The organism is Pseudarthrobacter sp. R1, assembly GCF_024494415.1.
Lineage (GTDB): Bacteria > Actinomycetota > Actinomycetes > Actinomycetales > Micrococcaceae > Arthrobacter.
Window position 1 is genome coordinate 220,301 of record NZ_JAMKFI010000009.1, and the last position, 26,190, is coordinate 246,490.

Sequence of the window (26,190 nt, forward strand, 5' to 3'; positions counted from 1 at the left end):
CTGACGCGCCCCCGCCGACGGCACCCACCACCGCTTCTCCCCATCGCAGCGGCCGACGGCGGCCCGGAAGGCTGGCGCCCGTCGTCGGCACCGCACGCAAAATGCTCCAGGACGCCCTGGCGCAGGCGGGATTTCCGGAGCACGTCATCGTGGCCTGCAGCGGCGGCCCGGACTCCCTCGCCCTGGCGTCGGTGGCCGCCTACTTCGCCCGCCGCGGACACGTCGACGGCCACCCCATAACGGTGGGCGCAGTGGTGGTGGACCACCAGCTGCAGGAGGGTTCGGCGCAGGTGGCTGCGGAGACAGCCCACGTCCTGCAGGAACTGGGCCTCGCCCCCGTGGAAATCCGGACCGTGACCGTGGCCGGAGAAGGCCTCGGGCCGGAAGCCGCCGCGCGGGATGCCCGGCATGCAGCGCTGGAAGCGGCCGCCGGAAACCAGGGCGCAGCTGCCATCCTGTTGGGACACACTTTGGACGACCAAGCCGAGCAGGTGCTGCTGGGCCTGGCCCGGGGCTCGGGGACCCGGTCGCTGGCCGGAATGAGGCCTGCCCGCGGCATGCTGCTTCGCCCGTTCCTGGGGCTTCGCCGGGCGGACACCGAGGAAATCTGCGCCATCGAAGAACTGCAGCCCTGGCACGATCCCAGCAACTCGGACCCCGCCTTCGCCCGGTCACGTACCCGGGTGGAGGTGCTGCCGCACCTCGAGGAAAAACTCGGCCCCGGCGTCGCGGAATCCCTCGCCCGCTCGGCATCCATCCTGCAGTTGGACGCCGACTACCTGGAGGATGTGGCGGAAGCCACCTTCGCGTCCCTGGTGGAGCGGAACGGCCAGGAACTGAGCCTCCAGGAGGACGCGTTGCGGGCCTTGGCGCCCGCCATCAGGTTCCGTGTAATCGCCAAGGCAGCGGCCGACGTCGGCGGGCAGCAGCCCAGCTACCAACGCCTTCTGGCCGCGGAAGCGCTGCTGCGGCGGCAGGGCTCCGCGGGTCCCGTTGAGCTGCCCGGGGGAGTGAGCGTGTTCCGGTTGTCGCTCGCGCAGCTCGAAGACCTCCCGGCCGCCGGTGTCCCGGCCGCCGCGGATAAGGGCACACCCGTTCCCCGCAGAGGCGCACGCTGTGGGAAGCTAGTACTCCGGCCTCAAAAACCGCCCGCAAAATAGTCGCACCCCGCATCTACACAGGAGCCATTGGTGGATTCAAACGACGTCCAGGCAGACCTCAAGCACGTTCTCTACACCAAGGAGCAGATCCAGCAGCGGATCACGGAGCTCGCTGCGCAGATCGACAAGGACTACGAGGGCCGCGAGATCCTTATTGTGGGCGTCCTCAAGGGTGCAGTCATGGTCATGGCTGACCTGGCCCGCGCGCTCCACAGCCACATTTCCATGGACTGGATGGCTGTTTCCTCCTACGGCTCCGGCACCCAGTCCTCCGGAGTGGTCCGCATCCTGAAGGACCTGGACACGGACCTGATGGGCAAGGACGTCCTGATCGTCGAGGACATCATCGACTCCGGCCTCACGCTCTCCTGGCTGAAGACCAACCTGGAATCACGCGGCACGGCGTCCGTGGAAATCTGCACGGCCTTCCGCAAGCCCACCGCCGCCAAGGTGGAAATCGACGTCAAGTACGTGGGCTATGACATCCCGAATGAGTTCGTGGTGGGCTACGGCCTGGACTACGCCGAGAAGTACCGCAACCTCGACTTCGTGGGAACGCTCGCGCCGCACGTTTACGAGTAGGATCCGCCGGCGGGGACATGCCACCACGCCGTATGCCGGGCGGATGTCCGGGCGCAAATGATGTTGGCGCCCCCGGTTCCATGCCCGGTGCGGCCGCCTGCCCGAATGGCGGCGGCCACTACGCCCAGAGGGAACTTTTGCCCGGCACCATGCGTGATCTACTCCGGACGGTGTATAGCTAGAAGCTGACGCAGCACCATCACGCGCGCAGACTTCTCGCCGTGCAGCACTACCAGGAGGGACGGGGCCAGCCCCCGAACACAGATGAAAGCTAAGAACTTCTTCAAGGGCCCGGGCATCTGGATCGTCGTCGTGATCGGCATGCTCCTGGTGGCTTTTGCAACGCTGGCTCCCGGCGGTGCCGCACGGATTGACACTGACAAGGGCCTCGAACTGCTCGCCGGCGACAACGTCGAGCAGGCGAAGATCTTCGATGGTGAAAACCGCGTTGACCTCGTGCTGAAGGAAAACTACCAGCTGGACGGGCAGGACAAGGGCAAGAGCGTCCAGTTCTTCTTCGTTGACGCCCGCGCCCAGGACGTTGTCCGGGCTGTCACCGCTTCCGCACCCAGCGGGGGTTACACGGACCAGCCGATCGAAAGCAACTGGTTCTCCGGCCTGCTCTCCCTCCTCATTCCGGTCATCCTCCTGGGTGCGCTTTTCTGGTTCCTGATGACCCGCATGCAGGGCGGCGGCTCCAAGATCATGCAGTTCGGCAAGTCCAAGGCCAAGATGGTCAGCAAGGACATGCCGCAGGTGACGTTCGCTGACGTGGCAGGCTCCGACGAGGCTGTGGAGGAACTCCAGGAGATCAAGGAATTCCTGCAGGAACCGGCAAAGTTCCAGGCTGTTGGCGCCAAGATCCCCAAGGGCGTGCTGCTGTACGGCCCTCCGGGCACCGGCAAGACCCTCCTCGCCCGCGCTGTCGCAGGCGAGGCCGGCGTTCCCTTCTTCTCCATCTCCGGCTCGGACTTTGTGGAAATGTTCGTGGGTGTGGGCGCCTCCCGTGTCCGCGACCTCTTTGAGCAGGCCAAGACCAACTCGCCCGCCATCATCTTCGTGGACGAAATCGACGCTGTGGGCCGCCACCGCGGTGCCGGCATCGGCGGCGGCAACGATGAACGCGAGCAGACCCTCAACCAGCTGCTGGTGGAGATGGACGGCTTCGACGTCAAGACCAACGTCATCCTGATCGCTGCCACCAACCGGCCCGACGTACTGGACCCCGCGCTGCTGCGTCCGGGCCGCTTCGACCGCCAGATCGGCGTGGAAGCGCCGGACCTGATCGGCCGCGACCAGATCCTGCAGGTTCACGCGAAGGGCAAGCCCATGGCACCCGGGGTGGACCTCAAGGCCGTGGCAAAGAAGACCCCCGGCTACACCGGCGCGGACCTGGCCAACGTACTCAACGAGGCCGCCCTCCTCACCGCCCGCTCCAACGCCAACCTCATTGATGACCGCGCCTTGGACGAGGCCATCGACCGCGTCATGGCCGGCCCGCAGAAGCGCAGCCGCGTGATGAAGGAACACGAGCGCAAGATCACCGCCTACCACGAAGGCGGCCACGCCCTGGTGGCAGCCGCGCTGCGGAACTCCGCGCCGGTCACCAAGATCACCATCCTCCCCCGTGGCCGTGCGCTCGGCTACACGATGGTGGTCCCGGACAACGACAAGTACTCCGTGACCCGCAACGAGCTGCTGGACCAGATGGCCTACGCCATGGGCGGCCGGGTCGCCGAGGAAATCGTCTTCCACGATCCCTCCACCGGCGCCTCCAACGACATCGAGAAAGCCACCGGAACTGCCCGCAAGATGGTTACCGAATACGGCATGAGCGAACGCGTTGGCGCCGTGCGCCTGGGCCAGGGCGGCGGCGAGCCGTTCCTGGGCCGCGACGCCGGGCACGAGCGCAACTACTCGGACCAGATCGCGTACGTGGTGGACGAGGAAGTTCGCCGGCTGATTGACCAGGCCCATGACGAGGCCTACGCCATCCTCATCGAGAACAGGGACGTCCTGGACCGCCTGGCCCTCGAGCTGCTGGAACGCGAAACGCTGAACCAGGCCGAGATCGCCGACATCTTCCGTGACATCCGCAAGCGCGACTTCCGCGAGGTGTGGCTGTCCAAGGAAACCCGTCCGGTCCAGACCGCCGGCCCGGTGGAATCCCGCCAGGAAAAGGCGGAGCGCGAGGCCCAGGAGGAAGCCAAGCAGGCGCGCCTGGACGAACCGCTGGACGCCCAGCCGCCGCATCCGCAGGGAGTCCCGGAGGACGCCCCGTTCCAGGGAGGCATCCCCGACTCGGGGCCTGACGCCCTTCGCGGCTAAGCTTTCTAACGTGACCCACTTCGACGACGACGACGTTCCCGCCTCCGCCGTACACCTGGCGGAAGGCGGCGCCCACCACTCCAAACACCAGAAAGTGGACCGGCCCCGGATCGAGGCCGCGGTCCGTGAGATTCTCCTGGCCATCGGAGAGGACCCGGACCGCGCCGGCCTCGTGGACACGCCCAAGCGGGTGGGCAAGGCCTATGCCGAGATGTTTGCCGGGCTGCACCATGACCCGGCCGAGATCCTCGCCACCACCTTTGACCTTGACCACGAGGAGCTCGTCCTGGTCAAGGACATCCCGTTCTATTCCACCTGCGAGCACCATCTGGTCCCGTTCCACGGAGTGGCCCACGTAGGCTACATCCCCTCGCACGACGGCAAGGTGACCGGACTGAGCAAGCTGGCCCGGCTGGTGGACATGTACGCCCGCCGCCCCCAGGTGCAGGAGCGCCTCACCACGGAAATCGTCGAAGCGATGGTCAGCCACCTCAAGCCCCGCGGCGCGATCGTCGTCGTCGAATGCGAACACATGTGCATGTCCATGCGCGGTATCCGCAAGCCCGGAGCAAAGACCGTCACCAGTGCGGTCCGCGGGCAGCTTCATGACCCGGCCACCCGTGCCGAAGCCATGAGCCTCATCCTCGGAAGGTAATCATCAGACCATGGATTCACTAGCTGCAGCGCCGGGAACCGGCCCCGCAACCTCTCCGCTGCCCATCCTGCGCAAACCGCGGCCGGTGGCCCGTTTTGAAGACCTGCCTACTGAACGCACCCTCGTGATGGGCATCGTCAACGTCACCCCGGACTCCTTCAGCGACGGCGGCAAGCATGCGACGGCGGACACCGCCATAGCGGCCGGCCTCCGGATGTTCTACGCCGGCGCGGACATCATCGACGTCGGCGGGGAATCCACCCGACCCGGCGCCGAGGATGTCAGCCCCGAAGAAGAACAACAGCGTGTGATCCCCGTGATCGAGGCGCTTGTGAAAGCCGGTGCCCTCGTCAGCATCGACACCGTCCGCGCTTCCACGGCCGCCGCCGCCCTGAAGGCCGGCGCCGCCATCATCAATGACGTCTCCGGCCTAACGATTGAACCGGAGATGGCCGAGCTCGTGGCGTCCTCCAAGGCCCCGTACATCCTCACCCACCGCCGTGGTGACGCCCGCACCATGAATTCCCTGGCGGAGTACAAGGACGTTGCCGGCGAAGTGGTGGCTGAACTGGCCGGGGTGCGGGACAAGCTCTACGCCGCCGGGGTCAGCCAGGACCAGATCATCATCGATCCAGGCCTGGGGTTCGCCAAGAACGACGCCCAGAACTGGGAGCTCCTGCAGAACCTGGACCAGCTGGAAAGCCTGGGCCACAGGCTCCTCGTGGGCGCCTCCCGCAAGCGGTTCCTCGGCACCCTGCTGACGGTGGCGGGTAAATCCGCTGCCCCGCAGGAACGCGATGCCGCCACCGCGGCGATCACTGCCATCAGCGCCTACCGCGGTGCCTGGGCCGTACGCGTGCACGACGTCGGCCCCAGCCTGGACGCCGTCAAGGTTGCCGCGCGCATGGCCGCCCCAAGAACCAGCCAGTAGGCCCAGCCATGGACAGGATTACGCTGACCGGCGTCACCGCCGTCGGCCATCACGGCGTCTTTGATTTTGAACGCCGCGAGGGCCAGCCTTTTGTTGTGGACGCGGTGCTTTATCTGGACTTCGCCAAGGCGGCGGAATCCGATGACGTCCGGGACACCGCGCACTACGGCGAGGTGGCTCAGCGTATTACTGAATGGATATCAGGGGAGCCGCTGAACCTGATAGAGGCGCTGGCCGTCCGGATCGCGGACAGCCTGCTGAGTGAATTCCGGCTCCAGGCCGTGGACGTCACGGTGCATAAGCCACAGGCGCCCATCGAGGTGCCCTTCGGGGATGTGGCCGTCAGCGTCCACCGTGCCCGGAACAACGGGGAGAGTCCAGTCCAGGGGGAAAGACCATGAACTCCGGTTATTCCAAGGTGGTGTTGGCCCTGGGCAGCAACCTGGGGGAACGCAACGAGACATTGACCGAGGCGGTTGCGGACCTCGTTGACCCGCCGGAGATCCGCCTCCTCGCTGTGTCGCCCATTGTCCAGACCAAGGCCGTCGGCGGACCGCCCGGCCAGCCGGACTTCCTGAACATGGTCATCACGGTGGAAACCAACCTCACCCCGCCCGAGCTGCTGGAGCATTGCCAGGCCGTGGAAAACAAGCACCACCGCGTGCGGGAGGTGCGCTGGGGGCCGCGGACGCTCGACGTCGATATCATCACCTACGGCGACCTCCGCAGCGATGATCCGGTCCTGACCCTGCCGCATCCCCGCGCCGCCACCCGTGCCTTCGTTCTCTACCCGTGGTCGCTCATTGAGCCGGCTGCCACGCTGGGCGGCGAACGCATCAGCACTTTGGCTGCGCGGGCGGAGGATTTTGGCGACCTCGCCCCGTTCGACGGCTTCGGCGACTTTGACGGCTTGCCCACCGCGGGGGCGGTGGAGGACCGATGAAACCCATCAATCCGCTGCGCCTCCTGCTCATCGGCTTCATCCTGGCCGTGGCCGGCTGGTCGGCTACCGTGGTGACCAGCCGTTACAGCATGGCCACGCCCGTCCTGCCTCTCACCGCGCTGGCCACCATGGGCGTCATTGTTGCCATCACCCTGATCCTGGGCATCAGGGTCCTGCGGTGGCGCAACAGCAACAAGCCCAACAGCACGCAAAAGAAAAAGGTGCTCGATCCGCTCCTCGCGGCCCGGACGCTGGTGCTGGCCCAGGCCTGCGCCTATGCCGGGACGGTCCTGCTCGGCTGGCATGTGGGGATCTTCCTGGACCAGCTGCGGATCTGGAGCCTGCGCAGCAACCAGGGCATCACCTGGCTGGCGCTGGCGATGGCCGGCGGCGGACTGGTGATGATCGTGGTGGGACTGCTGGTTGAACGGTTCTGCAAGATCCCGCCGGAGGACGGCGACACCAACGGGACAGACGGCAAACCGGGCCGCGCGGTACGCGGGGAAGCCGCGGGGGAAGGCGAATATGCATACCGAGGCGATTGACCCGCCGGGAATCGTCTGGCAGCGGGTGTCACCCAAATACATCACTGTCCGTCTGGTGCAGTGGGCGTTGGGGAACCTCTTCACAGTCCTCCTCCTGTCCTTGCCCCTGGTGCTGGTCCTTATGGATGTCTGGGCCTGGCCGCCGCTGTGGCTGACCGTCGCCGTCCCGTCCGTGGCATTCGTCCTCGCCATCTGGCGGCTGGTGCTGATCCCGCGCCAGGTGCGGGCCATCGGCTATGCCGAACGCGACGATGACCTGCTGGTCAGGACCGGCATCTTTTTCCAGCGCACCATGGCCGTACCCTATGGCCGGATGCAGTACGTGGACATCGGCGTAGGGCCTGTGGAACGCGGACTTGGCCTGTGCACGCTGAAGCTGCACACCGCCTCGCCCGGAACGAACGCCCAGATCCCCGGGCTGCCCGCGGAAGAGGGCGCGCGGCTGCGCGAGCAGCTCGCCGCCCGGGGCGAAGCCCGGCTGGCAGGACTGTGACGGCAGAGGGGCCGCGCCCGGAGCCGGGGGGCCCTGCCACTGGCCCTGCCTCCGGAAGCGCAGTGCCGGACCCTTCGCCCGGCACAGCGCCCGGCACCGCGGCCGACGGCGAATGGCTGCGGGTGCACCCGGCGTCCCCCTTCGTGCGTGGCTGGGTAGCCCTGGCCGCCATCGGCTTTTTCGTCGGCCGGGACGTTTTTGAGCGGGCGCTGCAGGGCAGGCCCATCCTCGAAGGTGAATTCGCCGGCCGGGCACCGTTCCTGCTGGCCGGGGGCGCCGTGATGCTGCTCATCGCGGTGCTGGGCTTTATCCTCACCTGGTACTTCACGAAGTACCAGGTGTCCGGTGGCTACGTCCGGGTCAACACCGGCTTCATTTTCCGCCAGCAGCGCCAGGCGCGGTTAGACCGCGTCCAGGCCATCGACATCGTGCAGCCCCTGCTGGCCCGGATCTTCGGCCTGGCCGAGCTCAAGTTCGAGGTGGCCGACGCGGGGGAGTCCGCCGTCCGGCTGGCCTACCTCAAGATGGATGACGCCCGCCAGCTCCGGGCCACCATCCTGGCCAGGGCAGCCGGGGTGACCCTTGATCCTTCCCGCCCGGAAGAGCCGGCACCCGAGGCGCCGGAGTTCCCGGTACTGTCCGTGCCGCCGTCGCGCCTTGTCGGTTCCCTGCTGCTCAGCGAGCAGAGCGTCATTGTGGTGCTGGGCGCCGCGGCGTCCGTCTTTCTCACTGCCGTCACGGGCAATGCCGCGTTCTACTTCTACCTGATCCCTGCTGCCCTCGGGCTGGCAGCCAGCTACTGGGGACTGTTCAACAAGGGGTACAACTTCACCGCGGCCATCTCGCCCGATGGCATTCGGCTGCGTTACGGACTGCTGGACACCCAGGCCCAGACACTTCCGCCGGGCCGGATCCAGGCTTTAAAAGTTAGCCAGCCGCCGCTCTGGCGGGCGCTTGGCTGGTACCGGATCCAGGTCAACGCGGCGGGCTACGGCATCATTGAAAGCGCCGGCGAGGGCTCGGGCCGGACCACCCTCCTGCCGGTGGGCAGGCTCGATGACGTAATGTCGATCCTCGCCCTGGTGCTTCCGGACCCCGGCACGCCGCAGCCCGCCATGGTGTTCGGTGCCGGGCTCCACGGGCTGGATTCCGACGGCGGCTTCGTCACCACTCCGCGCAGCGCCCGCCTCCTGGCACCGCTGGGATGGCGCCGCAACGGATTCACGGCCACGGACACCGCGCTGCTGATCCGCTCAGGCCGGTGGTGGCGGGAGCTCGTGGTGGTGCCGCACCAGCGGACCCAGTCCATGGCATTGCACCAGGGCCCGCTGGCGCGCCGGTTCGGGGTAGCCGACCTGCTGCTGCACACTACCGCGGGCCCGGTCACGCCGCGCCTTCGGCAGGCAGGCGTGGGGCAGGCGATGGCGCTCTTTGACGAACAATCCGCCCGCGCCCGGCTGGCGCGCAAGCGGCAGACCACTGAGCAGTGGCTTCGGCAGGTGGCTCAGGGGGTTGAGCCTGCAACCCAGTCCGCCGAAACCCGGCCCGCCGAAACCAAGCCTGCCGAAACCCAGCCTGCCGAAACCCCCGTCCCAACCCAGGAAGGCCCGCAGCATGGCTAAACCCGGACGCCTCGGCGTCGGAATCGTCGGCGCAGGAAAGGTGGGCGCGGTGCTGGGCGCCGCCCTGCGCGCGGCAGAACACGCCGTGGTCGGTGTCTCAGCGGTTTCCGAAGCAAGCCGTGAACGCGCGGAAACGCTGCTTCCCGGGGTTCCCATCCTGGAAGTCCAGGACATCGTGGAGCGTGCCGAGCTGGTGCTGCTGGCAGTGCCCGACGACGCCCTGCCGGACCTCGTGGACGGCCTCGCGAAACTGGGTGCGTGGCAGCCCGGCCAACTGGTCGCCCACACGTCGGGCCGGTTCGGGGTGGGGGTGCTGCATCCGGTGCGGGCTGCGGGGGCCGTCCCGCTGGCCCTGCATCCGGCCATGACCTTCACCGGGATGAGCCTTGACCTGACCCGCCTGCTGGACTGCACCTTCGGAGTCACCGCGGATGCCGCCATGCTGCCCATCGCGCAGGCGCTGGTAGTGGAGATGGGCGCAGAGCCGGTGGTCATTGCCGAGGCGGACAGGACGCTGTACCACGCGGCCCTGGCGCACGGTTCCAACCATCTCGTCACCCTTGTGGCGCAGGCTTCGGAGCTGCTGGCTGAGGTGGGAGTGGAGGCGCCGGAGCGGATGCTGGGTCCGCTGTTGCGGGCAACCCTGGAGAACGCGCTGGCCTCCGGGGAGTCCGCCCTCACCGGCCCGGTAGCCCGCGGCGACACGGGAACTGTGAAGGCGCATGCAGAGGCGTTGCGGGAATTCGACGGCGGCGGGCAGGGGGACGTGCTCGCGGCTTACCTGGCGATGGCGCGGGCCACAGCCCTGCGCGCCGAGGGGCGCGGGCTGCTGAAACCTGACCAGCTGCGGGAGTTGCGCAATGCCCTGGAACCGGAGGAAGACTGAGAATGCCCATCAAGCTAGTCACTACTGTTGCCGATCTGCACGCGGAGAGCGCCCGTCTCCTGGCGTCCAAGCGCGGGACGTCCCAGGGGCTGGTGCCCACCATGGGTGCGCTGCACCAGGGGCATGCCGCCTTGGCCCGTACCGCCGTCGAACAGAACGATGTTGTGGTGGCCACCATCTTCGTCAACCCGCTGCAGTTCGGCGACGCCACTGACCTGGACCGCTACCCGCGGACGCTCGACGCCGACCTTGGGCTGCTTGAAGAGCAGGGCGTGGACCTGGCCTTTGCCCCGTCGGTGGACGAGGTGTACCCGGGCGGCACGCCGTTGGTGCGCATCACCTCAGGAGTGCTTGGGGAGAAGTGGGAGGGTGCCTCACGGCCGGGCCACTTCGACGGCGCCCTCACGGTAGTGGCCAAGCTGCTGCACTACGGAATCCCGGGGGCAGGGCTGCCCGCTTCCGGCGTGGAGGAGGCAGGTCTGCCCGCCTACCGTGCCTACTTCGGGCAGAAGGACGCCCAGCAGCTGGCGCTGGTCCGGCGGATGGTGGCTGACCTGAACTTTCCGGTGGACATTGTGGCAGTGCCCACCGTGCGTGCCGTCGACGGGCTGGCGCTGTCCAGCCGCAACCGCTTCCTGTCCGGGGAGGAGCGCGAGGCGGCGCTGGTGCTGTTCCGCGCGCTGCGGCTGCTTGAGGAGCGGGCGAAGGCCCGGGAGCCGCTGGATCTCGAGTCGGCGCAGGCGATGGTGGAGTCCCAGCCGCTGGTGGGTTTGGACTACTTCGATGTTGTTGACCCGACTACCTTGGAACCGCTGGCGGAGAACTGCCGCGAGACGCCGTTCCGGGGCGAGGCCCTCGCGCTCATCGCGGCCAAAGTGGGACCCGTGCGGTTGATCGACAACGTGCCGTTGAGCTCGTAGCTGGGCTCGTTGCGCCCCGCGGGTTGGCCCGGCGGACTGGCCCGCCGGCCTGGAAGCTAGATCCCTGGCAATTCGCGGTTGACCAACAACTGTTCAAGGAGCGCCCGCTCCGGCCTGCCCGGATTCCTGGCGACGCAGCGTCGGAGCCTTGCCCTTGCCAGCTCTTCGCCGGGTTCTTCCCTGTGCAGCACTTCATCGATGATTTCCTGGGCTTGCCAGCGGAGTGACTCGATGGCGAACTGGCGGATCTCGGCCGGCGTATCGCTGGCCATCCAGGGGTCCGGGTCCGATGGCACGCTCTGGAACATCCGCTCTGCTGACATTAGGGGCCTCCTTGCACCAATCCGAAGTGGCCGGGGCCTCTGCGGTGTCGTACGCACTGCGCTACAAGAACATTACAGCTGGGGAGACCGGTCTGTCTTTACCGCGGGCGGTAAACTGGAGATGTTATGAACCCAGAAGCGGAGCTTTCCCCGTCCGGGGCGGCGGATCACATACCGCCAGCCGCGCCTTCCGCGGTGGCTCCTTCACCCATGGTTGCCGAAGCGCCCGTACAAGAGACCACCACCGCTAAATCCGTTGCCAGGATCATGACCGTTGCCTATGAGCTTTTCTCGCGGCGGGGTGTGCGGGACGTTGGGGTGAATGAGTTGATTGAGCGGTCGGGGGTGGCCAAGGCAACCTTCTACCGGCACTTCCCGTCAAAGGACTCACTGGTCCTTGCCTTCCTGGAACAGCGGGACAGGCAATGGACCGTGGATGCGATTGTCTCGGAGGCACGCCGCCGGGGAAGCACGCCCGCCGAGCAGTTGTTGGCCATTTTCGACGTCTTTGGCGACTGGTTCCTGCGCGAGGATTTCGAAGCCTGTTCCTTCATCAACGTCCTTCTGGAAATGGGGCCGGCCCATCCGCTGGGCCAGGCCAGCATCGATTACCTCGCAAAAATCCGCGGGCATGTGCAGGTCCTGGCTGAAGAAGCAGGGTTGGCCCGCCCGGAGGAGTTTGCCCGGTCCTGGCACATCCTCATGAAGGGCTCGATTATCTCTGCCACTGAGGGCGACATGCAGGCGGCCAAGCGCGCGCAGCAGATGGCCGGCTGGTTGATAGAGCACCACCGGGGCTAGCTCAACCATCAGGTATCGGGGCACGGACATCTTCCCGTGCCGGCCCAGCCTCACGCCCAAGATGCCCGTAGATACTCAGCTTGCTTATTACTTTCCGCCTTCCTAGGCTGGAAACTGTCAGGCAAACAACTCTCGAAGCGGCACCGCCGCGCGCGCATCGCCCCAGGCGGCGTCCGCCCCAAGCGAGGAGGAAAGAATGTCAGAACACAGCATCGCAGGCAAGAAGGTCGCATTCCTGTTGACGGACGGCGTCGAACAGGTTGAACTCACCAGCCCCTGGCAGGCAGTCAAGGACGCCGGCGGGCAACCCCTCCTGGTGGCCCCCAAGAGCGGAAAGCTGCAGGGGTACAAAGGGACCGAAAAAGGTGACACCTTCGACGTCGACCTAACAGTCGCCGAGGCGAACGCCTCCGACTTTGACGCCCTGGTCCTTCCCGGCGGCGTGGTTAACGCGGACCACCTCCGTGTGGACAAGGACGCCCAGAGCTTCACCCGGAGCTTCTTCGAACAGCACAAGCCCGTTGCTTCCATCTGCCACGGACCGTGGCTGCTTATTGAGGCAGGAGTGGTGCGCGGGCGGAACCTCACGTCCTACCACACCCTCCAGACCGACCTGACAAACGCAGGCGCCAATTGGACGGACGAGGAAGTGGTGGTGGACCAGGGCCTGGTCACCAGCCGCAACCCGGATGACCTCCCGGCCTTTAACGGCAAACTGGTGGAGGAAATCTCGGAGGGCCAGCACGCCGGCCAGACCGCCTGACCTCCGGGGCGGGAGGCGGCCCGCGGACCTGATCGGTCCGCCGGCCGCCCTTTGTAAATCCCCACTGTTCCCTCAGGGTTAAAGAAAACTTCCGCGGGGAGGAATTACTCCAAGCGGTAGAGTGTTGGAGTCTGCAGCGACGCTGATCGCGCACCACTTCCACAACTCCCTGAGGGAACACTCATGTCTACCGAAGTTTCTCCGAATGCCAGCGGCCGGTCCGTTAATGCTGCAGGAACCAAGCCCGCCGCACCGGAGAAGATGTCCCGCGAATCGGTGACCATCATCAGCACGCTGTTGGTGGCAACGTTTGTGGTGATCCTCAACGAGACCATCATGAACGTTGCCCTGCAGCGGCTCATGGTGGAACTCCAGGTGGATGCGCCCACCGTCCAGTGGCTCTCCACCGGCTTTATGCTCACTATGGCCGTGGTGATCCCCACCACCGGATTCATCCTGCAGAGCCTGTCCACCCGGGCTGTGTTCATGCTGGCCATGGGCCTGTTCGCCGGCGGTACCGCCCTCGCGGCAGTAGCCCCCGGCTTTGAGCTGCTCCTGCTGGCCCGGATCGTCCAGGCCGGCGGCACGGCCATCATGCTGCCGCTGCTGATGACCACCATCCTGACCCTGGTTCCGCTGGCCAAGCGCGGCGCCGTAATGGGCAACGTCAGCATCGCAATCTCGGTGGCCCCGGCCATGGGCCCCACGGTTTCCGGACTGATCCTTGAACACTTCACCTGGCGCTTTATGTTTGTGTTCGTCCTCCCCGTGGCCCTCGCCGCCCTTGCCATTGGTGCCAAGTACCTGACCAATATCGGTGAGGCGGAGAAGACGAAGCTGGACGCATTTTCCGTTGTCCTCACGGTCCCGGCATTCGGCGGACTGGTCTATGGGCTGAGCCAGATTGGCGGCGGCCACGGCGGCCAGGCCGGCCCGGGCGCCGTCGCCATCACCGCGCTGGTTATCGGCGTCGTCGGCCTCACGGCATTTGTCCTTCGCCAGGTGCGCCTGCAGAAGGCCGAAGCCCCGCTGCTGGACCTGCGCGCCTTCAAATTCCGCATGTTCACCGTTTCGGTCCTGCTGATGGTGGTGGCAATGATGGCGCTGTTCGGCGGCGTCATCCTGCTGCCTTTGTACCTCCAGGAGATTCGCGGCCTGGGCTCCCTGGAGACCGGCCTGGCGCTGCTCCCCGGCGGCCTGGCGATGGGCCTGCTCGGGCCGGTCATCGGCCGGCTGTTCGACAAGGTAGGGCCGCTGCCGCTCACCATCACCGGCTCCATCCTTATGGTGCTGGCTCTCTGGCAGTTCTCAATGCTCGACGCCGGCACGTCCGTGGCGTGGATCGTCACCCTTCACGTGGGGCTGAGTTTCGGTTTGGCACTGCTCTTCACTCCGGCATTCACCACGGGATTGAACCCGCTTCCGCCGCACCTCTACTCGCACGGGTCCGCGATCATGAGCACCACGCAGCAGGTGGCGGGCGCCGCGGGCACCGCCTTGCTGGTGTCCATCTTCGCGGTCGTTTCCGCGACGTCGGGCCTTGTTGCCGGGATGAGCGCCGCCTTCCTGACGGCTACCGTCATAGCCCTCGCCGCCGTCGTACTTTCAGCGATGATGCGCAAGACCGAAGGTTCCGGTCCGGGCCACGCTCCCGGCCACTGACCCACCCCAATCCTCACAGTCGTTTTGACCGCCCAAAACGACACTTGGCGCTGCTTACTTGGGTCAGCCGGCGTAGAAGTCCGCGAGTTCCTTGATCAGCCGGTCCGGGGCTTTGATAACACCGTCGTGGCCGTGGCCGGGCAGGATGGTGTAGCTGGAGCCTGAGAGGACGTCGTGGATCTGGCCGCAGGCCACCCCGAAGTACGCCGGGCTCTTTTCGCCCACCACAATCAGCGTCTCCAGCGGCAGTTCCAGGAACGGCTCTGCCGGCATGTCCGCCGCGATGATCGCCTTAATTTCCCGGACGCCGGTCCTCATCATTTCGCGCTGTTGTTTACCCTCGGATGTCCCGGCCGTCAGCTTGTTGGCCAGGGTCAGCATGGAAACGGGCATCCGTGACGAGAACGGTCCGCCGGCGTCGAGCCCATGCTGGATGACGGCGAGGGCGCGGTCGTCATCCCCGGCAGCGGCGGCGCGCTCGTACTCGGTAGTCCAGTCCGCCTTGACGCTGTGGTTCACGGAGACGGCGGGGTCATAGACAGCGAGCCGCTCCACTGGCAGCGTGCGCGCAGCATGGAGGGCAACGGCGCCGCCGAAGCTGTGGCCGAACACGTCCGTGCTGGACGTGTGCTTCATGACCGTCGCCAGGTCGCGGATGTCCACATCAAGGGTGTAGTCCTCCGGCTGCGGCGACGAGGAGCCCCGGCCCCGCCTGTTGAACGTGTGGACCGGCCTGCCCAGCGCTGCGCTGAGCTTCTGCGCAAACCTGGTGTAGTCCGCAGCGGTCACCATTGAGGGCGGGACAATAACAACGCCCGAACCGGCGGAAGCGAACTCCGCACCCGTGGAGAAGAGCTCCAGAGTGCCGCCGTCGGGGGTCCTGATGTTCTCACGCGTCATGTTCCGAGCCTAGCCGAGCAACCTGAAGGCAGGCACCATGGACACCGTCACCCGCCTGAGGTGCACAAAGGCTCTCAACCGAGGCTTTTGATGAGCACGGCGCTTTGTTCGCGAATGGCGGCCAGCTCCCTGCCAAGTCCGCAGAGGATAAGTCCGGCATCAGCCGCCTGCAGCGGGGAGCCGGACGTCGCCATTCCGTCAGCCCGAAGGTTGATCAGGGATTCGACCAGGCGGAAGGCAAAATCTCCCGGATCGTCTCCTAGGGTGACTGCAGGGTCAGCGGGGGACAGTGCCGCTCCCAGCTCCCGGTACAGGTTGCGCAGCTCCTGCCGGTTCGCCAGGAAACGGGCGAAGCGCGCGCTGCGGGCCTCGGGCAGGTGGTAGAGGACTCCAAGGTTCCAGCGGGCGCTGCACAGTTGCGTTCCGTCGTAGAGCGCGACGGCGTGAAGGCGGCTTCCGGGCGGCCCTTCAGTAGGCAGCGCCGCCACCGCGCGCGCAAACTTCAGCCCGCCCAGCACGGTGCCCTCCAACAGGTCTTCGAGGATGTCGTCCTTGGTTTTGAAGTGGTGGTAGAGGGACGACTGCCTGATCCCCACGGCATCCGCAATGGAGCGGGTGGACGTGTTGGCGAACCCTTGGGTGGTGAAAAGCTCGGCCGCCGCATCCAGGATTTCGTCACGGGCGGTGGCCCCGGGCCTGGAGGGTTGTTGGCTGCGGGGTCTCCCGGGTCCGGCTGAAGTCACCGCATCATTCTTGCACCCGCATCCCGGCCCTTCGGCGCTCCAGCGGGAGGTGAGGGGACGGAAATACAGCGGAAACAAGATGTCTATGCGCCTTTTACAGAGACGAAACTCGGTGGGGACATCACGCTGGAAAACTATCAAGTGACCGGTATTCCGCAGCCATCGGCCGAGTGCTGCACTACCGGCAGGCTCCACCCCAACGCCGTTCCAGCCCCCGGAGAATCCGATGACTTCAACCGTTCTTCCCACCGTCCATGCGGACGATGCGGACCTGACGTCCCTTGGCTACGAGCCCACCCTTCACCGGAAACTCGGCCGCTACGCTTCCTTCGCCGCCGGTTTTTCCTTTGTCTCCATCCTGACCACCATCTTCCAGCTGTTCGCCTTCGGCTACTCGTTCGCCGGGCCGGCCTTCTTCTGGACCTGGCCGGTAGTGCTGGTGGGTCAGCTTCTGGTGGCCCTGAACTTCGCGGAACTCGCCGCCCGCTACCCGCTGTCGGGGGCCGTGTACCAGTGGGCCCGCCGCGTCGGTGGCGAGGGTGTGGGCTGGTTCGCCGGCTGGTTCATGGCCATTGCCCAGGTGGTCACCGCAGCCGCCGCCGCGATCGCACTGCAGGTGGTGCTGCCCCAGCTCTGGGACGGGTTCCAGGTAGTGGGCGGTGACCCGGCACTGAATACCGTGACCGGCGCCGCCAACGCTGTTATCCTGGGAGCGTTGCTGCTGGTAGCCACCACCATCATCAACTCCCTCGGCGTCAAGCTCATGGCCCACGTCAACTCCGTCGGCGTCACCTGCGAAATCGTCGGCGTCGTGGCCGTCATCCTTGCACTCATCAGCGCCGCGCAACGCGGGCCCGACGTCGTCGCGGACACCGCCGTGCTCCAGGGCTCGGACCTCGGGGCCGTAGGAGCCTTCCTGGTCTCCGGATTGATGGCCGCCTACGTCATGGTGGGCTTCAACTCCGCCGGCGAGCTTTCCGAGGAGACCAAGGACCCCCGCCGGACCGCTCCGCGCACCATCCTTTCGGCCCTGCTCATCTCCGGAATCGGCGGAGCACTGATGATCATCACCGCCCTGATGGCTGCACCAAGCCTCGACGACGGCCGGCTCGCCACCGAAGGCCTGCCCTACGTCCTCACCGCAGTCTTGGGCACCTTCTGGGGCAAGGTTCTTCTGGTGGACGTGGCCATCGCGATCTTTGTCTGCACCCTTGCCATCCAAACAGCAGGTTCGCGGTTGGTGTTCTCCATGGCACGCGACGGGAAACTCCCGGCGTCGGCGCTGCTGTCTTCGGTCCATCCCACCCGCGGGACACCCATGTGGCCTTCGATCGTCATCGGCGCCCTGGCCGTTGGTGTGCTGGCCATCAACGTGGGCAACGCCGCCCTGTTCACCACCCTTTGCAGTGTCTGCATCGTGATGGTCTACATCGCCTACCTCCTGGTCACCGTGCCGCAGCTGCTCAACAGGCTCCGGGGCGACTGGAACCGGGTAGGGCAGACGCTGCCGGCAGGACTCTTCTCGCTCGGACGCTGGGGACTGCCCGTCAACATCCTCGCCGTCCTTTACGGAGCGCTGATGGTGGTCAACCTCGCCTGGCCCCGGCCCGAGGTCTACGACCCCACAGGCGAAAACGGCATCCTCCTCTACTCGGCACCACTCATGGTGACGGTGGTCCTGCTCCTTGGCCTCTGGGTCCGGCGCAGGAACCTCGCCGCCAACGCCTGAGCCATTCCAAATTTCACAGCTTTTCCGACAAACACCACCACGCGGACCAATACAGGACTGACATGACACAAGTAACCGAAAGCCCAGCAGCCGGTACGGCCACCACCGCCGGCGCCCGTGCCCACGCCAGGGAGCAGCACGGCAGGACAGCTGACACCATGCGCTTCGTTCCGGCTGCTTCCGCCCCGGCACGGCTGACGGCGGGCCTTCCTGCAGGCGCGAGCAACGAGCTTTCCTGGGCCGAATCCCTGGCCTTCGGCCGCTACACCACCATGACCCTGGCCCGTGGCACCAGGGTCAGGCTCACGGATACCCAGGGGGATGCGTGCGTGCACACCCTCCTCTTCCGCGCCGGCGCCCTGCATGAACGGCTCAACATCGCTGACACCGTCAAGGTCCCCTGGCAGGCCTACCCCGGTGCGGGCCATCCGCTCCTTTCCGACGCCGGCCGGCTGATGGCCACGATCGTCGCCGACAGCTCGACCCGCCACGACGCCCTCACCGGCGCCACCACCCTTGAAGGCAACACGGCCAGGTACGGTGCCGGAACCGCCCACAGCGCATCTCCGGCCGCCCGGGAACTGCTCACCCTCGGCGCCCTGAAGAGCGGCCTGGGTCCCCGCGACGTGGCACCGTCACTGTCCCTGTTCAAGGGCGCCAGCGTTGACCCTTCCGGCAGCATCACCTTCACCGGAAGCGCCGGCCCGGGCGCGGCCGTCGAACTCCTGCTCCAGATGGACGCGGTCCTGGTTCTGGCCAATACAGCGCACCCGCTGGACCCGCGCACGGACTTCACCGGAACAGCCGCCGACATCGTTGCCTGGCACGCTCCGCAGGACCTCGCAGCGCTGGAAGAGGGCAGCCTCACCGGGCCCCTGGCTCCGGAACACCTGCAGGCACTGCACAACACCGAACACGATCTGACCGCAAGGAACGCCCGATGAACACCGCCACTTACACCGAGCCCCCCACGGACGCCCGCCACCTTGCCCTCACACCGGGTGAAGTGGTCCTTGACGAATTCGTCGAAGCCCGCGGTCCCTGGTCCGCCGTGATCTCTGCCGGAGACGTGCTGACCATCGTGGACCTGGAAGGCAACCAGGCCGTGGACTGCCTGCTGTACGCCGCGGGTGACCCCACCGTCCGCTACTCCGCCGCCGTCACCATCGCCCGGCAGCAGTCCATCGTCCTGACCGCCGGTTCGGTCCTGCGGGCGGAAACGGGAATTCCCCTGATGACCGTCGTGGCAGACGAGGTGGGCGTCCACGACACCATCGGCGGGGCCTGCTCCCAGGAATCAAACACCCTCCGCTACGGACAGCACACCCGCGAACAGCACGCCTGCGTGGAGAACTTCCTGATCGAGGGCTCACGCTGGGGACTTGGGAAGCGGGATCTGGTGTCCAACATCAACTGGTTCATGAATGTTCCGGTGGACCCGGACGGCGCCCTGGGCATTGTGGACGGACTCTCCGCTCCTGGGAAGCGCGTGGCGCTGCGGGCAGAAGTGGACACCCTGGTGCTGGTGTCCAACTGCCCGCAGATTAACAACCCGTGCAACGGCTTCAACCCCACCCCTGTCCGCATGATCGTCACCCGGCCGGAGGCAGCCCTGTGAGCACTTCTAAAATGATGAACACCGTCGGGACGCAGAACCGCTTTGACACCCTCCTGGTTGCCAACCGCGGCGAAATCGCCTGCCGCATCATCGAGTCCGCCCGCAAGCTGGGACTCCGGACGGTTGCCGTGTTCTCCGAAGCGGACCGGGGCGCCAAGCACGTCCGGCTCGCGGACGAAGCTGTGCTCCTCGGGCCCGCACCGGCGAAGGAGTCCTACCTCCGCGTGGATGCGCTGCTGGAAGCGGCCAGGACCACCGGAGCAGGAGCAATCCACCCCGGCTACGGCTTCCTGTCCGAGGACGCCGCCTTCGCAGAAGCAGTCGAGGCGGCGGGCCTGGTGTTTGTGGGGCCCACCGCAGAACAGCTCCGCATCTTCGGCACCAAGCACACCGCCAGGGATGCCGCGCGGGCCGCAGGAGTGCCCATGATCGCCGGGTCCGGGCTGCTGGCGGACGTGGACGACGCCGTCGCAGCAGCCGCCGCGGTTGGCTTCCCGCTGATGCTCAAGGCCACCGGCGGTGGCGGCGGAATCGGCATGACGATCTGCCGCACGGAGGCAGAACTCGTGGAAAGCTTTCCGCGCGTGGCACGCCTGGCCGGCGCCAGCTTCGGCACCGCCGGAGTCTTCGCTGAGCGGTACGTTGAAAACGCCCGGCATGTTGAGGTCCAGATTTTCGGCGACGGCGAAGGCCGGGTAGTCAGCCTCGGTGACCGGGACTGCTCCCTCCAGCGCCGCCACCAGAAGGTCCTCGAGGAGGCGCCTGCGCCGGACCTCCCGGAGGAGCTGCGCGAGGAACTCCACCGCAGTTCCCGCGCCCTTTGTGCGTCCCTCAACTACCGCTCCGCCGGAACCGTGGAATTCGTCTACGATTCCGTCCGCCGCGAGGCCTCCTTCCTCGAGGTCAACGCCCGGCTCCAGGTAGAGCACCCTGTCACCGAGGCCGTCACCGGCGTGGACCTGGTGGAGTGGATGCTCCGCCTGGCCCAGGGCGGCACCGGGGCCGCAACGGTCCTCGCGGAAGTACCGAACAGCCTGCCGGTTTCGGGCCATGCCGTGGAAGCACGCGTCTATGCAGAGGACCCGGCCCGCGGGTTCCAGCCCAGCGCCGGCACCGTAACCAACGCCGTCTATCCCGCGTCCGAGGATGTCCGCGTGGACGCCTGGGCCGAGACCGGCACCGAGGTTTCCACCAACTACGATCCGCTCCTGGGCAAAATCATCACCGCCGGGGCGGACCGGGCCGAAGCCCTTGACCGGCTAGCCGCCGCGCTCGCCGGCACCCGCATCGACGGAATCGAGACCAACCTCGGCCTGCTCCGCGCCGCAACCGGACTGGACGTGGTCCGTGCCGTACAGCACTCCACGAGCACTTTGGACAACGTGGGGGACCCGGAACCGCGCATCACCGTGGGCCGCCCCGGCCTGCAGACAACCGTGCAGGACTGGCCAGGCAGGACAGGGCTGTGGCAGATCGGCGTACCGCCCAGCGGTCCCATGGATGACCTGTCCTTCCGGCTCGGCAACACCGCCCTCGGCAACGCGGAGGGTGCTCCCGGTCTGGAATTCACCATGACCGGCCCCAGCCTGACCTTCACGCACCGCACCACCATCTGCGTCACCGGCGCTGAGGTCACAGTGACAGTTGACGGAACCGAGGTGTCCACCTGGGCACCTGTCACGGTCCCTGCGGGCGGAACGCTCGACGTCGGGACCGCCGGCGGCAACGGGCTCCGCGGCTACATCCTGTTCCGGGGCGGCCTGGACATCCCGCAATACCTGGGCAGCGCCTCCACCTTCACCCTCGGGCAGTTCGGCGGCCATGCCGGGCGGGTCCTCCGTGCAGGCGACGTGCTCCGCGCAGTTGCCCCGGCTGTCTCCGGAGCCGCAAATGGTGAAGAAGCGCCGGTGGCGGCCGTACCGCTGGACAGCAGGCCTGCGCTGACCTCAGCCTGGGAACTGACCGTGGCGGAAGGGCCGCATGGTGCACCGGAGTTCTTCCAGCGCGAGGACATCGAGGAGCTCTACGCCTCCGAATACGAGGTCCACTTCAACTCCGCCCGCACCGGTGTGCGGCTTATCGGCCCCAAGCCGCGCTGGGCCCGGACCGACGGCGGCGAGGCCGGCCTGCATCCGTCCAACATCCACGACACCGCGTATTCGGTGGGAGCTCTGGACTTCACCGGGGACACACCCATCCTGCTCGGTCCCGACGGGCCCAGCCTGGGCGGGTTCGTCTGCCCGGTCACGGTGGTCACGGCGGACCGCTGGAAACTGGGCCAGCTTCGGCCCGGCGACAAAGTCCGGTTCGTACCCATTCCGGTGAGCCAGGCGCCGTCGGCCAAGGACCTGGGACCGGGCCGGCAGCTGGTGCTGCCGGGCACTGCCGGCTGGTCCGCGGACATCTCCCGGCTCTCGGCAGCAGGCACCCACGCATCGGCAGCCGCCAGCCGCACTGCCCGGGGGGATGGCGACGACGGCGTGCTGGGCCGCGTGCCGGAAGGTTCCGGCAGGCCCGCGGTCACCTACCGCCGGTCCGGGGACGACAACCTGCTGGTCGAGTACGGGGAGATGGTCCTGGACCTTGGGCTCCGGGCCAGGGTGCACGCGCTGCACCAGCACTTGGAGCAGCTCCGTGTGCCGGGAATCGTGGACCTCACCCCCGGGATCCGCTCCCTGCAGATCAAGGTGGATCCATCCGTCCTGTCCACGAAGCGCCTGCTGGACCTGGTCCAGGACGTTGAGGCCGCGCTGCCGGCGAGCTCAGAGCTGGTGGTTCCCAGCCGCACCGTCCGGCTGCCCCTGTCCTGGGACGATCCCGCCACCCGTGAAGCGATCGAACGCTACATGGCAGGTGTCCGCGACGACGCCCCTTGGTGCCCTTGGAACATCGAATTCATCCGGCGGATCAACGGCCTGGACTCCGTCAACGAGGTGTTCGACACCGTCTTCAACGCCGAATACCTGGTCCTGGGCCTGGGCGACGTCTACCTTGGCGCCCCGGTGGCAACCCCACTGGATCCACGCCACCGCCTGGTCACCACCAAGTACAACCCGGCCCGCACCTGGACACCGGAGAACGCGGTGGGCATCGGCGGCGCATACATGTGTATCTACGGCATGGAAGGGCCCGGCGGCTACCAGTTCGTGGGCCGCACCACTCAGGTCTGGTCGCGCTACGCCGACTCCGCCCCCTTTGAGCCGGGCTCGCCGTGGCTGCTCCGCTTCTTCGACCGCATCTCCTGGTACCCCGTCAGCCCCGAGGAACTCCTGGACCTGCGGGCGGACATGGCCGCCGGCAGGGGCCGCGGCGTGGAAATCGAGGACGGCACGTTCTCGTTGGCCGAACACGAGGTGTTCCTCGAAGAAAACCGGGAGTCCATCGCGGCGTTCCGGGAGAAGCAGGGCGCGGCTTTTGCAGTGGAGCGGCAGGCCTGGGCTGACGCCGGGGAGTTCGACCGCGCAGACGCGCTTGCCGCCGTCGTGTCACCGGTGGCAGACGAAGTAGTGGTTCCGAAGGACGGATCCCTCGTCTCCGCACCGTTTGCTGCCAGCGTCTGGAAAGTTGACGTGGCGGCCGGGGACCGGGTGGTGCAGGGGCAGCCGCTGGTGTCCCTGGAGGCGATGAAGATGGAAACCGTGCTTGAAGCGCCGTGCGACGGCGTGGTGCTGCGGGTCCTGCCGGCTGCGGGCTCGCAGGTGGTTGCGGGCGAGGCGGTGGTGATCCTTGGCGGGGTGGATGCCGAAACCGAGCTCGTAACGCCGGGCGCAGCCCGGGAAACGCAGGAGCTGGAAGCACAGGAGCTGGAAGCACCAGAACTGGAAGGGGCAGCAGTATGAGCAAAGTAACCATCGGCGCTGCCACCAGGCGGGTCCAGGCCGCCCTCGCCGCATTGGAGGCAGTGGACCGCCCCGAAATCTGGATCGCCCTCCGTAGTGCGGACCAACTGCTTGCCGACGCTGCCGCCATTGACGCGGCCGCTGCCGGTGGCGAGGACCTGCCGCTCGCAGGGCTCCTGCTCGCCGTCAAGAACAACGTTGACGTCGCGGGGATCCCGACGACGGCGGCCTGCCCCGGGTTTGCCTACCACCCGGAAAAGGACGCCGAGGCAGTGGCCCGCCTCCGTGCCGCCGGCGCCCTCGTCCTGGGGGCCACCAACCTCGACCAGTTTGCGACAGGCCTTGTAGGCACCCGAAGCCCGCATGGTGCAGTCCGCGACTCCCGCCGCCCGGACTTTATCTCCGGCGGCTCCAGCTCCGGCTCCGCGGTGGCCGTGGCTTTGGGGCTGGTGGACATCGCCATTGGAACGGACACGGCAGGATCAGGCCGCGTGCCTGCGGGGCTGCAGGGAATCGTGGGCATCAAACCGACGCTGCATGTCGTCTCCACGGCCGGGGTGGTGCCGGCCTGCCGGTCCTGGGACGCCGTCACCATCTTCGCCCGCCACCTGTCCACCGCCGAGCTCGCCATGGGCGTTATGGCGGGAGGAGCCCGGGCCTGGCCGGCGGCCATCCGGCTGGCAGCACCGGAAAAACCGCGGATAGCGTACCCCGCAACCCTGCCGGGACTCCCGGTGGCCTGGGAAGCGGAATTCCACCGGAACATCAGCCGGCTGCGGGATGTGGGAGTGGACACGGAAGCCATCGAATTTGATGCCTTCCTTGAGGCCGCCCGGCTGCTGTACGACGGCGCGCTGGTGGCGGAGCGCTATGCCGCCGTCGGCAGTTTCCTTGAAACAGCCGGCGCCGATGCGGACACTCAGGCGGGCATTGATCCCACCGTGGAACGCATCATCCGGGCAGCGGGAACGGTGCCCGCCCACCGCTACGTCAACGACACCGCGAAGCTCGAAGAACTGAAGCGAAAGGCGATGGCACGGCTTAAAGGGTTCGACGCCCTGCTGATCCCCACCGCGCCCTTCCATCCCACCCTCGCCGAGGTAGCCGCTGACCCTGTGGGCGTGAACTCATTGATGGGCACGTACACAAACTTCTGCAACCTGTTCGACCTGTGCGCGGTGGCTGTACCCGCCGGTGAAGTGGACGGTGCCCAGTTCGGGGTGACCGTGGTGGGCAGGACCTTCGACGATGCTGTAGCCGCCGACATCGCCCGCCTGCTGGAATCAACCCCCGGCGCTCCCGCACTCTTCGCGCAGGGGGCGGCGCCGGCAGCCGCGCAGCCTGCCGGCCATGCGCCGTCGTCCTTCCCCTGGCCGGTAGCCGCCGGGGCTGCCGCCGTACCCCTGGTGGTGGTGGGCGCGCACCGCAAGGGCCAGCCGCTGGCGCCGCAACTGGAGGAACTCGGTGCTGCCTGGGGCGGCCCGGTGCGTACGGCGGCCCGCTACCGCATGGTGTCCCTCGACACCGTGCCGCCGAAGCCGGGGGTGTACCGCTCGGACGACGGCGGCGCGGAGCTGGTGGGGGAGCGGTGGCTGTTGTCCGAAGCGGGGATGGGTTCCTTCCTGGCTTCCCTCCCGGAACCCATGCTGCTGGGGTCAGTGGAACTTTCGGACGGTTCCAGGGCCGTCGGGTTTGCCTGTGATGCTGTCGCGGCTGCAGGCGGGGAAGACATCACCCGCTATGGCGATTGGCTGGCAGACCGGACCGGGCCGGAAGGCGGGGAGGAGCAGCAGGAGGCGCGGAGCGTGTGGCAGAACCTGGGCGACGCGGCGCTGGCCGGATTCCGCCGTGGCGCCTAGCCCTTGAAGTATTCGGAGATGTCGGAGACCAGTTCGTTCACGGCGGCGGGAATGGAGCCGTGGAAACCCTTGGGGGAGAGCTCGTAGGTGCTGCCGGGGACGGCCGCGTGCAGCCGCTCAGCCGTTTCCTTGTAGTAGCTGGGGCTCTTGCCGCCGGCCATGAAATGGGTGTTGGCAGGCAGCACACTGAAATCCCTGGCGTGGTCCGCTTCTTTGTAGGCGGCCCGCAGCTCGCCAACGCCACTGGGCATCACTTCACGGAACATCTTGTTCACCTTCGTCCGGGACAACAGGGCCATCAGCCCGGCGAGCACGGGCTCGGGGATCTTCGCCATCGGCGACCCCGGGCTCGTGGCCTTCTTCATGTGCGCGAGGGCGCGGCCAACCTTGCCGCTGTCCACGGCGTCTTCGAAGCCTGACAACCAGGAGGTGTCGATGCTGCCGTCGATATTGACGGCGGCGTCATACACCGCCAGCTTGTCCGGAACGTAGGAGGTTCCGGTGAACTCCTGCACGGCGTTCAGTGCCACCGATCCGCCCAGGCTGTGGCCCAGGATGTTCCTCGCCCCGGTTGCCGCCAGGACGGTACGGACATCGGCAATCTCCGTGGCCATGCAATAGCCGTCCGGCTGCTCCGAGGAGCTTCCCCGTCCGCGGCGGTCGTAGACGTCCACCGCCCAGCCCTCACCCAGGCCCTTGGCCAGCGCGACCGAAAACGGCCGGTAGATCAGGGCAGTCAGGAACGCGCCGCCGATCAGGAGCACCCGGCGTTCTCCCGGCGCATCCTCGGTGCCGTAGCTGTACAAGGCGAGGCGGCCGCCGTCGTGCGTTGGAAGGACCTGTTCTTTCACCACCCCATCCTAGGCGGGAGCCCGCTGCCGCCAGCGA

General features: G+C 67.1%; 24 protein-coding genes. 20 read left to right on the forward strand and 4 right to left on the reverse strand.

The window, feature by feature from the left end; genetic code table 11:
- Nucleotides 1-101: 101 nt before the first annotated feature.
- From tilS to panC, 12 genes are all read left to right on the forward strand, one after another.
- The gene (gene tilS / locus M8J71_RS18275; protein ID WP_256249224.1) at nt 102-1,160 is read left to right on the forward strand and encodes a tRNA lysidine(34) synthetase TilS; all 1,059 of its coding nucleotides are present in this window, start codon (nt 102-104) and stop codon (nt 1,158-1,160) included.
- A 30-nt stretch (nt 1,161-1,190) separates the two neighbouring features.
- Nucleotides 1,191-1,742, forward strand: a complete 552-nt coding sequence (gene hpt, locus M8J71_RS18280; RefSeq protein ID WP_041651844.1) for a hypoxanthine phosphoribosyltransferase — start codon at nt 1,191-1,193, stop codon at nt 1,740-1,742.
- A 264-nt stretch (nt 1,743-2,006) separates the two neighbouring features.
- Nucleotides 2,007-4,070, forward strand: a complete 2,064-nt coding sequence (gene ftsH / locus M8J71_RS18285; protein WP_256249225.1) for an ATP-dependent zinc metalloprotease FtsH — start codon at nt 2,007-2,009, stop codon at nt 4,068-4,070.
- A gap of 10 nt (nt 4,071-4,080) precedes the next feature.
- Nucleotides 4,081-4,725, forward strand: coding sequence for a GTP cyclohydrolase I FolE (gene folE / locus M8J71_RS18290; RefSeq protein ID WP_163161284.1), 645 nt, complete (start codon nt 4,081-4,083; stop codon nt 4,723-4,725).
- Nucleotides 4,726-4,735: 10 nt separating this feature from the next.
- Complete coding sequence (gene folP / locus M8J71_RS18295; RefSeq protein WP_256249228.1) at nt 4,736-5,656, forward strand: dihydropteroate synthase; 921 nt, start codon at nt 4,736-4,738, stop codon at nt 5,654-5,656.
- Between the two features lie 8 nt (nt 5,657-5,664).
- Nucleotides 5,665-6,057: a dihydroneopterin aldolase gene (gene folB, locus M8J71_RS18300; RefSeq protein ID WP_256249229.1), complete on the forward strand. Its 393-nt coding sequence runs from the start codon at nt 5,665-5,667 to the stop codon at nt 6,055-6,057.
- On the forward strand, nt 6,054-6,599 hold the full coding sequence (folK, locus tag M8J71_RS18305) for a 2-amino-4-hydroxy-6-hydroxymethyldihydropteridine diphosphokinase (RefSeq protein ID WP_256249230.1): 546 nt from the start codon (nt 6,054-6,056) through the stop codon (nt 6,597-6,599). Before folB ends, folK begins: the two co-directional genes overlap by 4 nt.
- A complete protein-coding gene (locus tag M8J71_RS18310) occupies nt 6,596-7,144 on the forward strand; it encodes a DUF3180 domain-containing protein (RefSeq protein ID WP_163161292.1) in 549 nt (182 codons plus the stop codon). Before folK ends, M8J71_RS18310 begins: the two co-directional genes overlap by 4 nt.
- Complete coding sequence (locus M8J71_RS18315; protein WP_256249231.1) at nt 7,125-7,637, forward strand: PH domain-containing protein; 513 nt, start codon at nt 7,125-7,127, stop codon at nt 7,635-7,637. The genes M8J71_RS18310 and M8J71_RS18315 overlap by 20 nt, the downstream gene beginning before the upstream one ends.
- 62 nt (nt 7,638-7,699) lie before the next feature.
- Nucleotides 7,700-9,259 carry a PH domain-containing protein gene (locus M8J71_RS18320; protein WP_256249232.1) on the forward strand — a complete coding sequence of 520 codons (1,560 nt, stop codon included), beginning with the start codon at nt 7,700-7,702 and terminating at the stop codon, nt 9,257-9,259.
- Entirely contained in the window at nt 9,252-10,145 is an 894-nt protein-coding gene (locus M8J71_RS18325; protein ID WP_256249233.1) for a Rossmann-like and DUF2520 domain-containing protein, read from the forward strand. Before M8J71_RS18320 ends, M8J71_RS18325 begins: the two co-directional genes overlap by 8 nt.
- Nucleotides 10,146-10,147: 2 nt before the next feature.
- Nucleotides 10,148-11,065: a pantoate--beta-alanine ligase gene (gene panC / locus M8J71_RS18330; RefSeq protein ID WP_256249234.1), complete on the forward strand. Its 918-nt coding sequence runs from the start codon at nt 10,148-10,150 to the stop codon at nt 11,063-11,065.
- A gap of 56 nt (nt 11,066-11,121) precedes the next feature.
- Here the strand turns inward: panC and M8J71_RS18335 are convergent, their stop codons facing one another.
- Complete coding sequence (locus M8J71_RS18335) at nt 11,122-11,388, reverse strand: hypothetical protein (protein WP_256249235.1); 267 nt, start codon at nt 11,386-11,388, stop codon at nt 11,122-11,124.
- A gap of 126 nt (nt 11,389-11,514) precedes the next feature.
- On the opposite strand from M8J71_RS18335, the gene M8J71_RS18340 reads away from it, so the two are divergent.
- From M8J71_RS18340 to M8J71_RS18350, 3 genes are all read left to right on the forward strand, one after another.
- Nucleotides 11,515-12,189 carry a TetR/AcrR family transcriptional regulator gene (locus M8J71_RS18340; RefSeq protein WP_374114867.1) on the forward strand — a complete coding sequence of 225 codons (675 nt, stop codon included), beginning with the start codon at nt 11,515-11,517 and terminating at the stop codon, nt 12,187-12,189.
- Between the two features lie 196 nt (nt 12,190-12,385).
- Nucleotides 12,386-12,952, forward strand: coding sequence for a type 1 glutamine amidotransferase domain-containing protein (locus tag M8J71_RS18345; protein ID WP_163161304.1), 567 nt, complete (start codon nt 12,386-12,388; stop codon nt 12,950-12,952).
- A 183-nt stretch (nt 12,953-13,135) separates the two neighbouring features.
- Complete coding sequence (locus M8J71_RS18350) at nt 13,136-14,614, forward strand: DHA2 family efflux MFS transporter permease subunit (RefSeq protein ID WP_256249239.1); 1,479 nt, start codon at nt 13,136-13,138, stop codon at nt 14,612-14,614.
- Between the two features lie 63 nt (nt 14,615-14,677).
- Here M8J71_RS18350 and M8J71_RS18355 read toward each other — a convergent pair whose 3' ends face one another.
- Together M8J71_RS18355 and M8J71_RS18360 are read right to left on the reverse strand one after the other, a co-directional pair.
- On the reverse strand, nt 14,678-15,514 hold the full coding sequence (locus M8J71_RS18355) for an alpha/beta fold hydrolase (RefSeq protein ID WP_256249240.1): 837 nt from the start codon (nt 15,512-15,514) through the stop codon (nt 14,678-14,680).
- 74 nt (nt 15,515-15,588) lie between these two features.
- Nucleotides 15,589-16,257, reverse strand: a complete 669-nt coding sequence (locus M8J71_RS18360) for a TetR/AcrR family transcriptional regulator (RefSeq protein WP_256249242.1) — start codon at nt 16,255-16,257, stop codon at nt 15,589-15,591.
- Between the two features lie 226 nt (nt 16,258-16,483).
- Between M8J71_RS18360 and M8J71_RS18365 the strand changes: the two genes are divergently transcribed.
- From M8J71_RS18365 to atzF, 5 genes are all read left to right on the forward strand, one after another.
- Nucleotides 16,484-17,986, forward strand: coding sequence for an amino acid permease (locus tag M8J71_RS18365; protein ID WP_256249243.1), 1,503 nt, complete (start codon nt 16,484-16,486; stop codon nt 17,984-17,986).
- Nucleotides 17,987-18,048: 62 nt separating this feature from the next.
- Nucleotides 18,049-18,930: an urea amidolyase associated protein UAAP1 gene (locus M8J71_RS18370; RefSeq protein WP_256249244.1), complete on the forward strand. Its 882-nt coding sequence runs from the start codon at nt 18,049-18,051 to the stop codon at nt 18,928-18,930.
- On the forward strand, nt 18,927-19,604 hold the full coding sequence (locus M8J71_RS18375; RefSeq protein ID WP_256249245.1) for an urea amidolyase associated protein UAAP2: 678 nt from the start codon (nt 18,927-18,929) through the stop codon (nt 19,602-19,604). The genes M8J71_RS18370 and M8J71_RS18375 overlap by 4 nt, the downstream gene beginning before the upstream one ends.
- An 11-nt stretch (nt 19,605-19,615) precedes the next feature.
- Complete coding sequence (gene uca, locus M8J71_RS18380; RefSeq protein ID WP_374114875.1) at nt 19,616-23,443, forward strand: urea carboxylase; 3,828 nt, start codon at nt 19,616-19,618, stop codon at nt 23,441-23,443.
- Entirely contained in the window at nt 23,440-25,302 is a 1,863-nt protein-coding gene (atzF, locus tag M8J71_RS18385; RefSeq protein ID WP_256249246.1) for an allophanate hydrolase, read from the forward strand. Before uca ends, atzF begins: the two co-directional genes overlap by 4 nt.
- On the opposite strand, the gene M8J71_RS18390 is transcribed toward atzF, so the two are convergent.
- Nucleotides 25,299-26,153, reverse strand: a complete 855-nt coding sequence (locus M8J71_RS18390; RefSeq protein ID WP_256249247.1) for an alpha/beta fold hydrolase — start codon at nt 26,151-26,153, stop codon at nt 25,299-25,301. The two genes, atzF and M8J71_RS18390, sit on opposite strands and share 4 nt — an antisense overlap.
- Between the last annotated feature and the right edge of the window lie 37 nt (nt 26,154-26,190).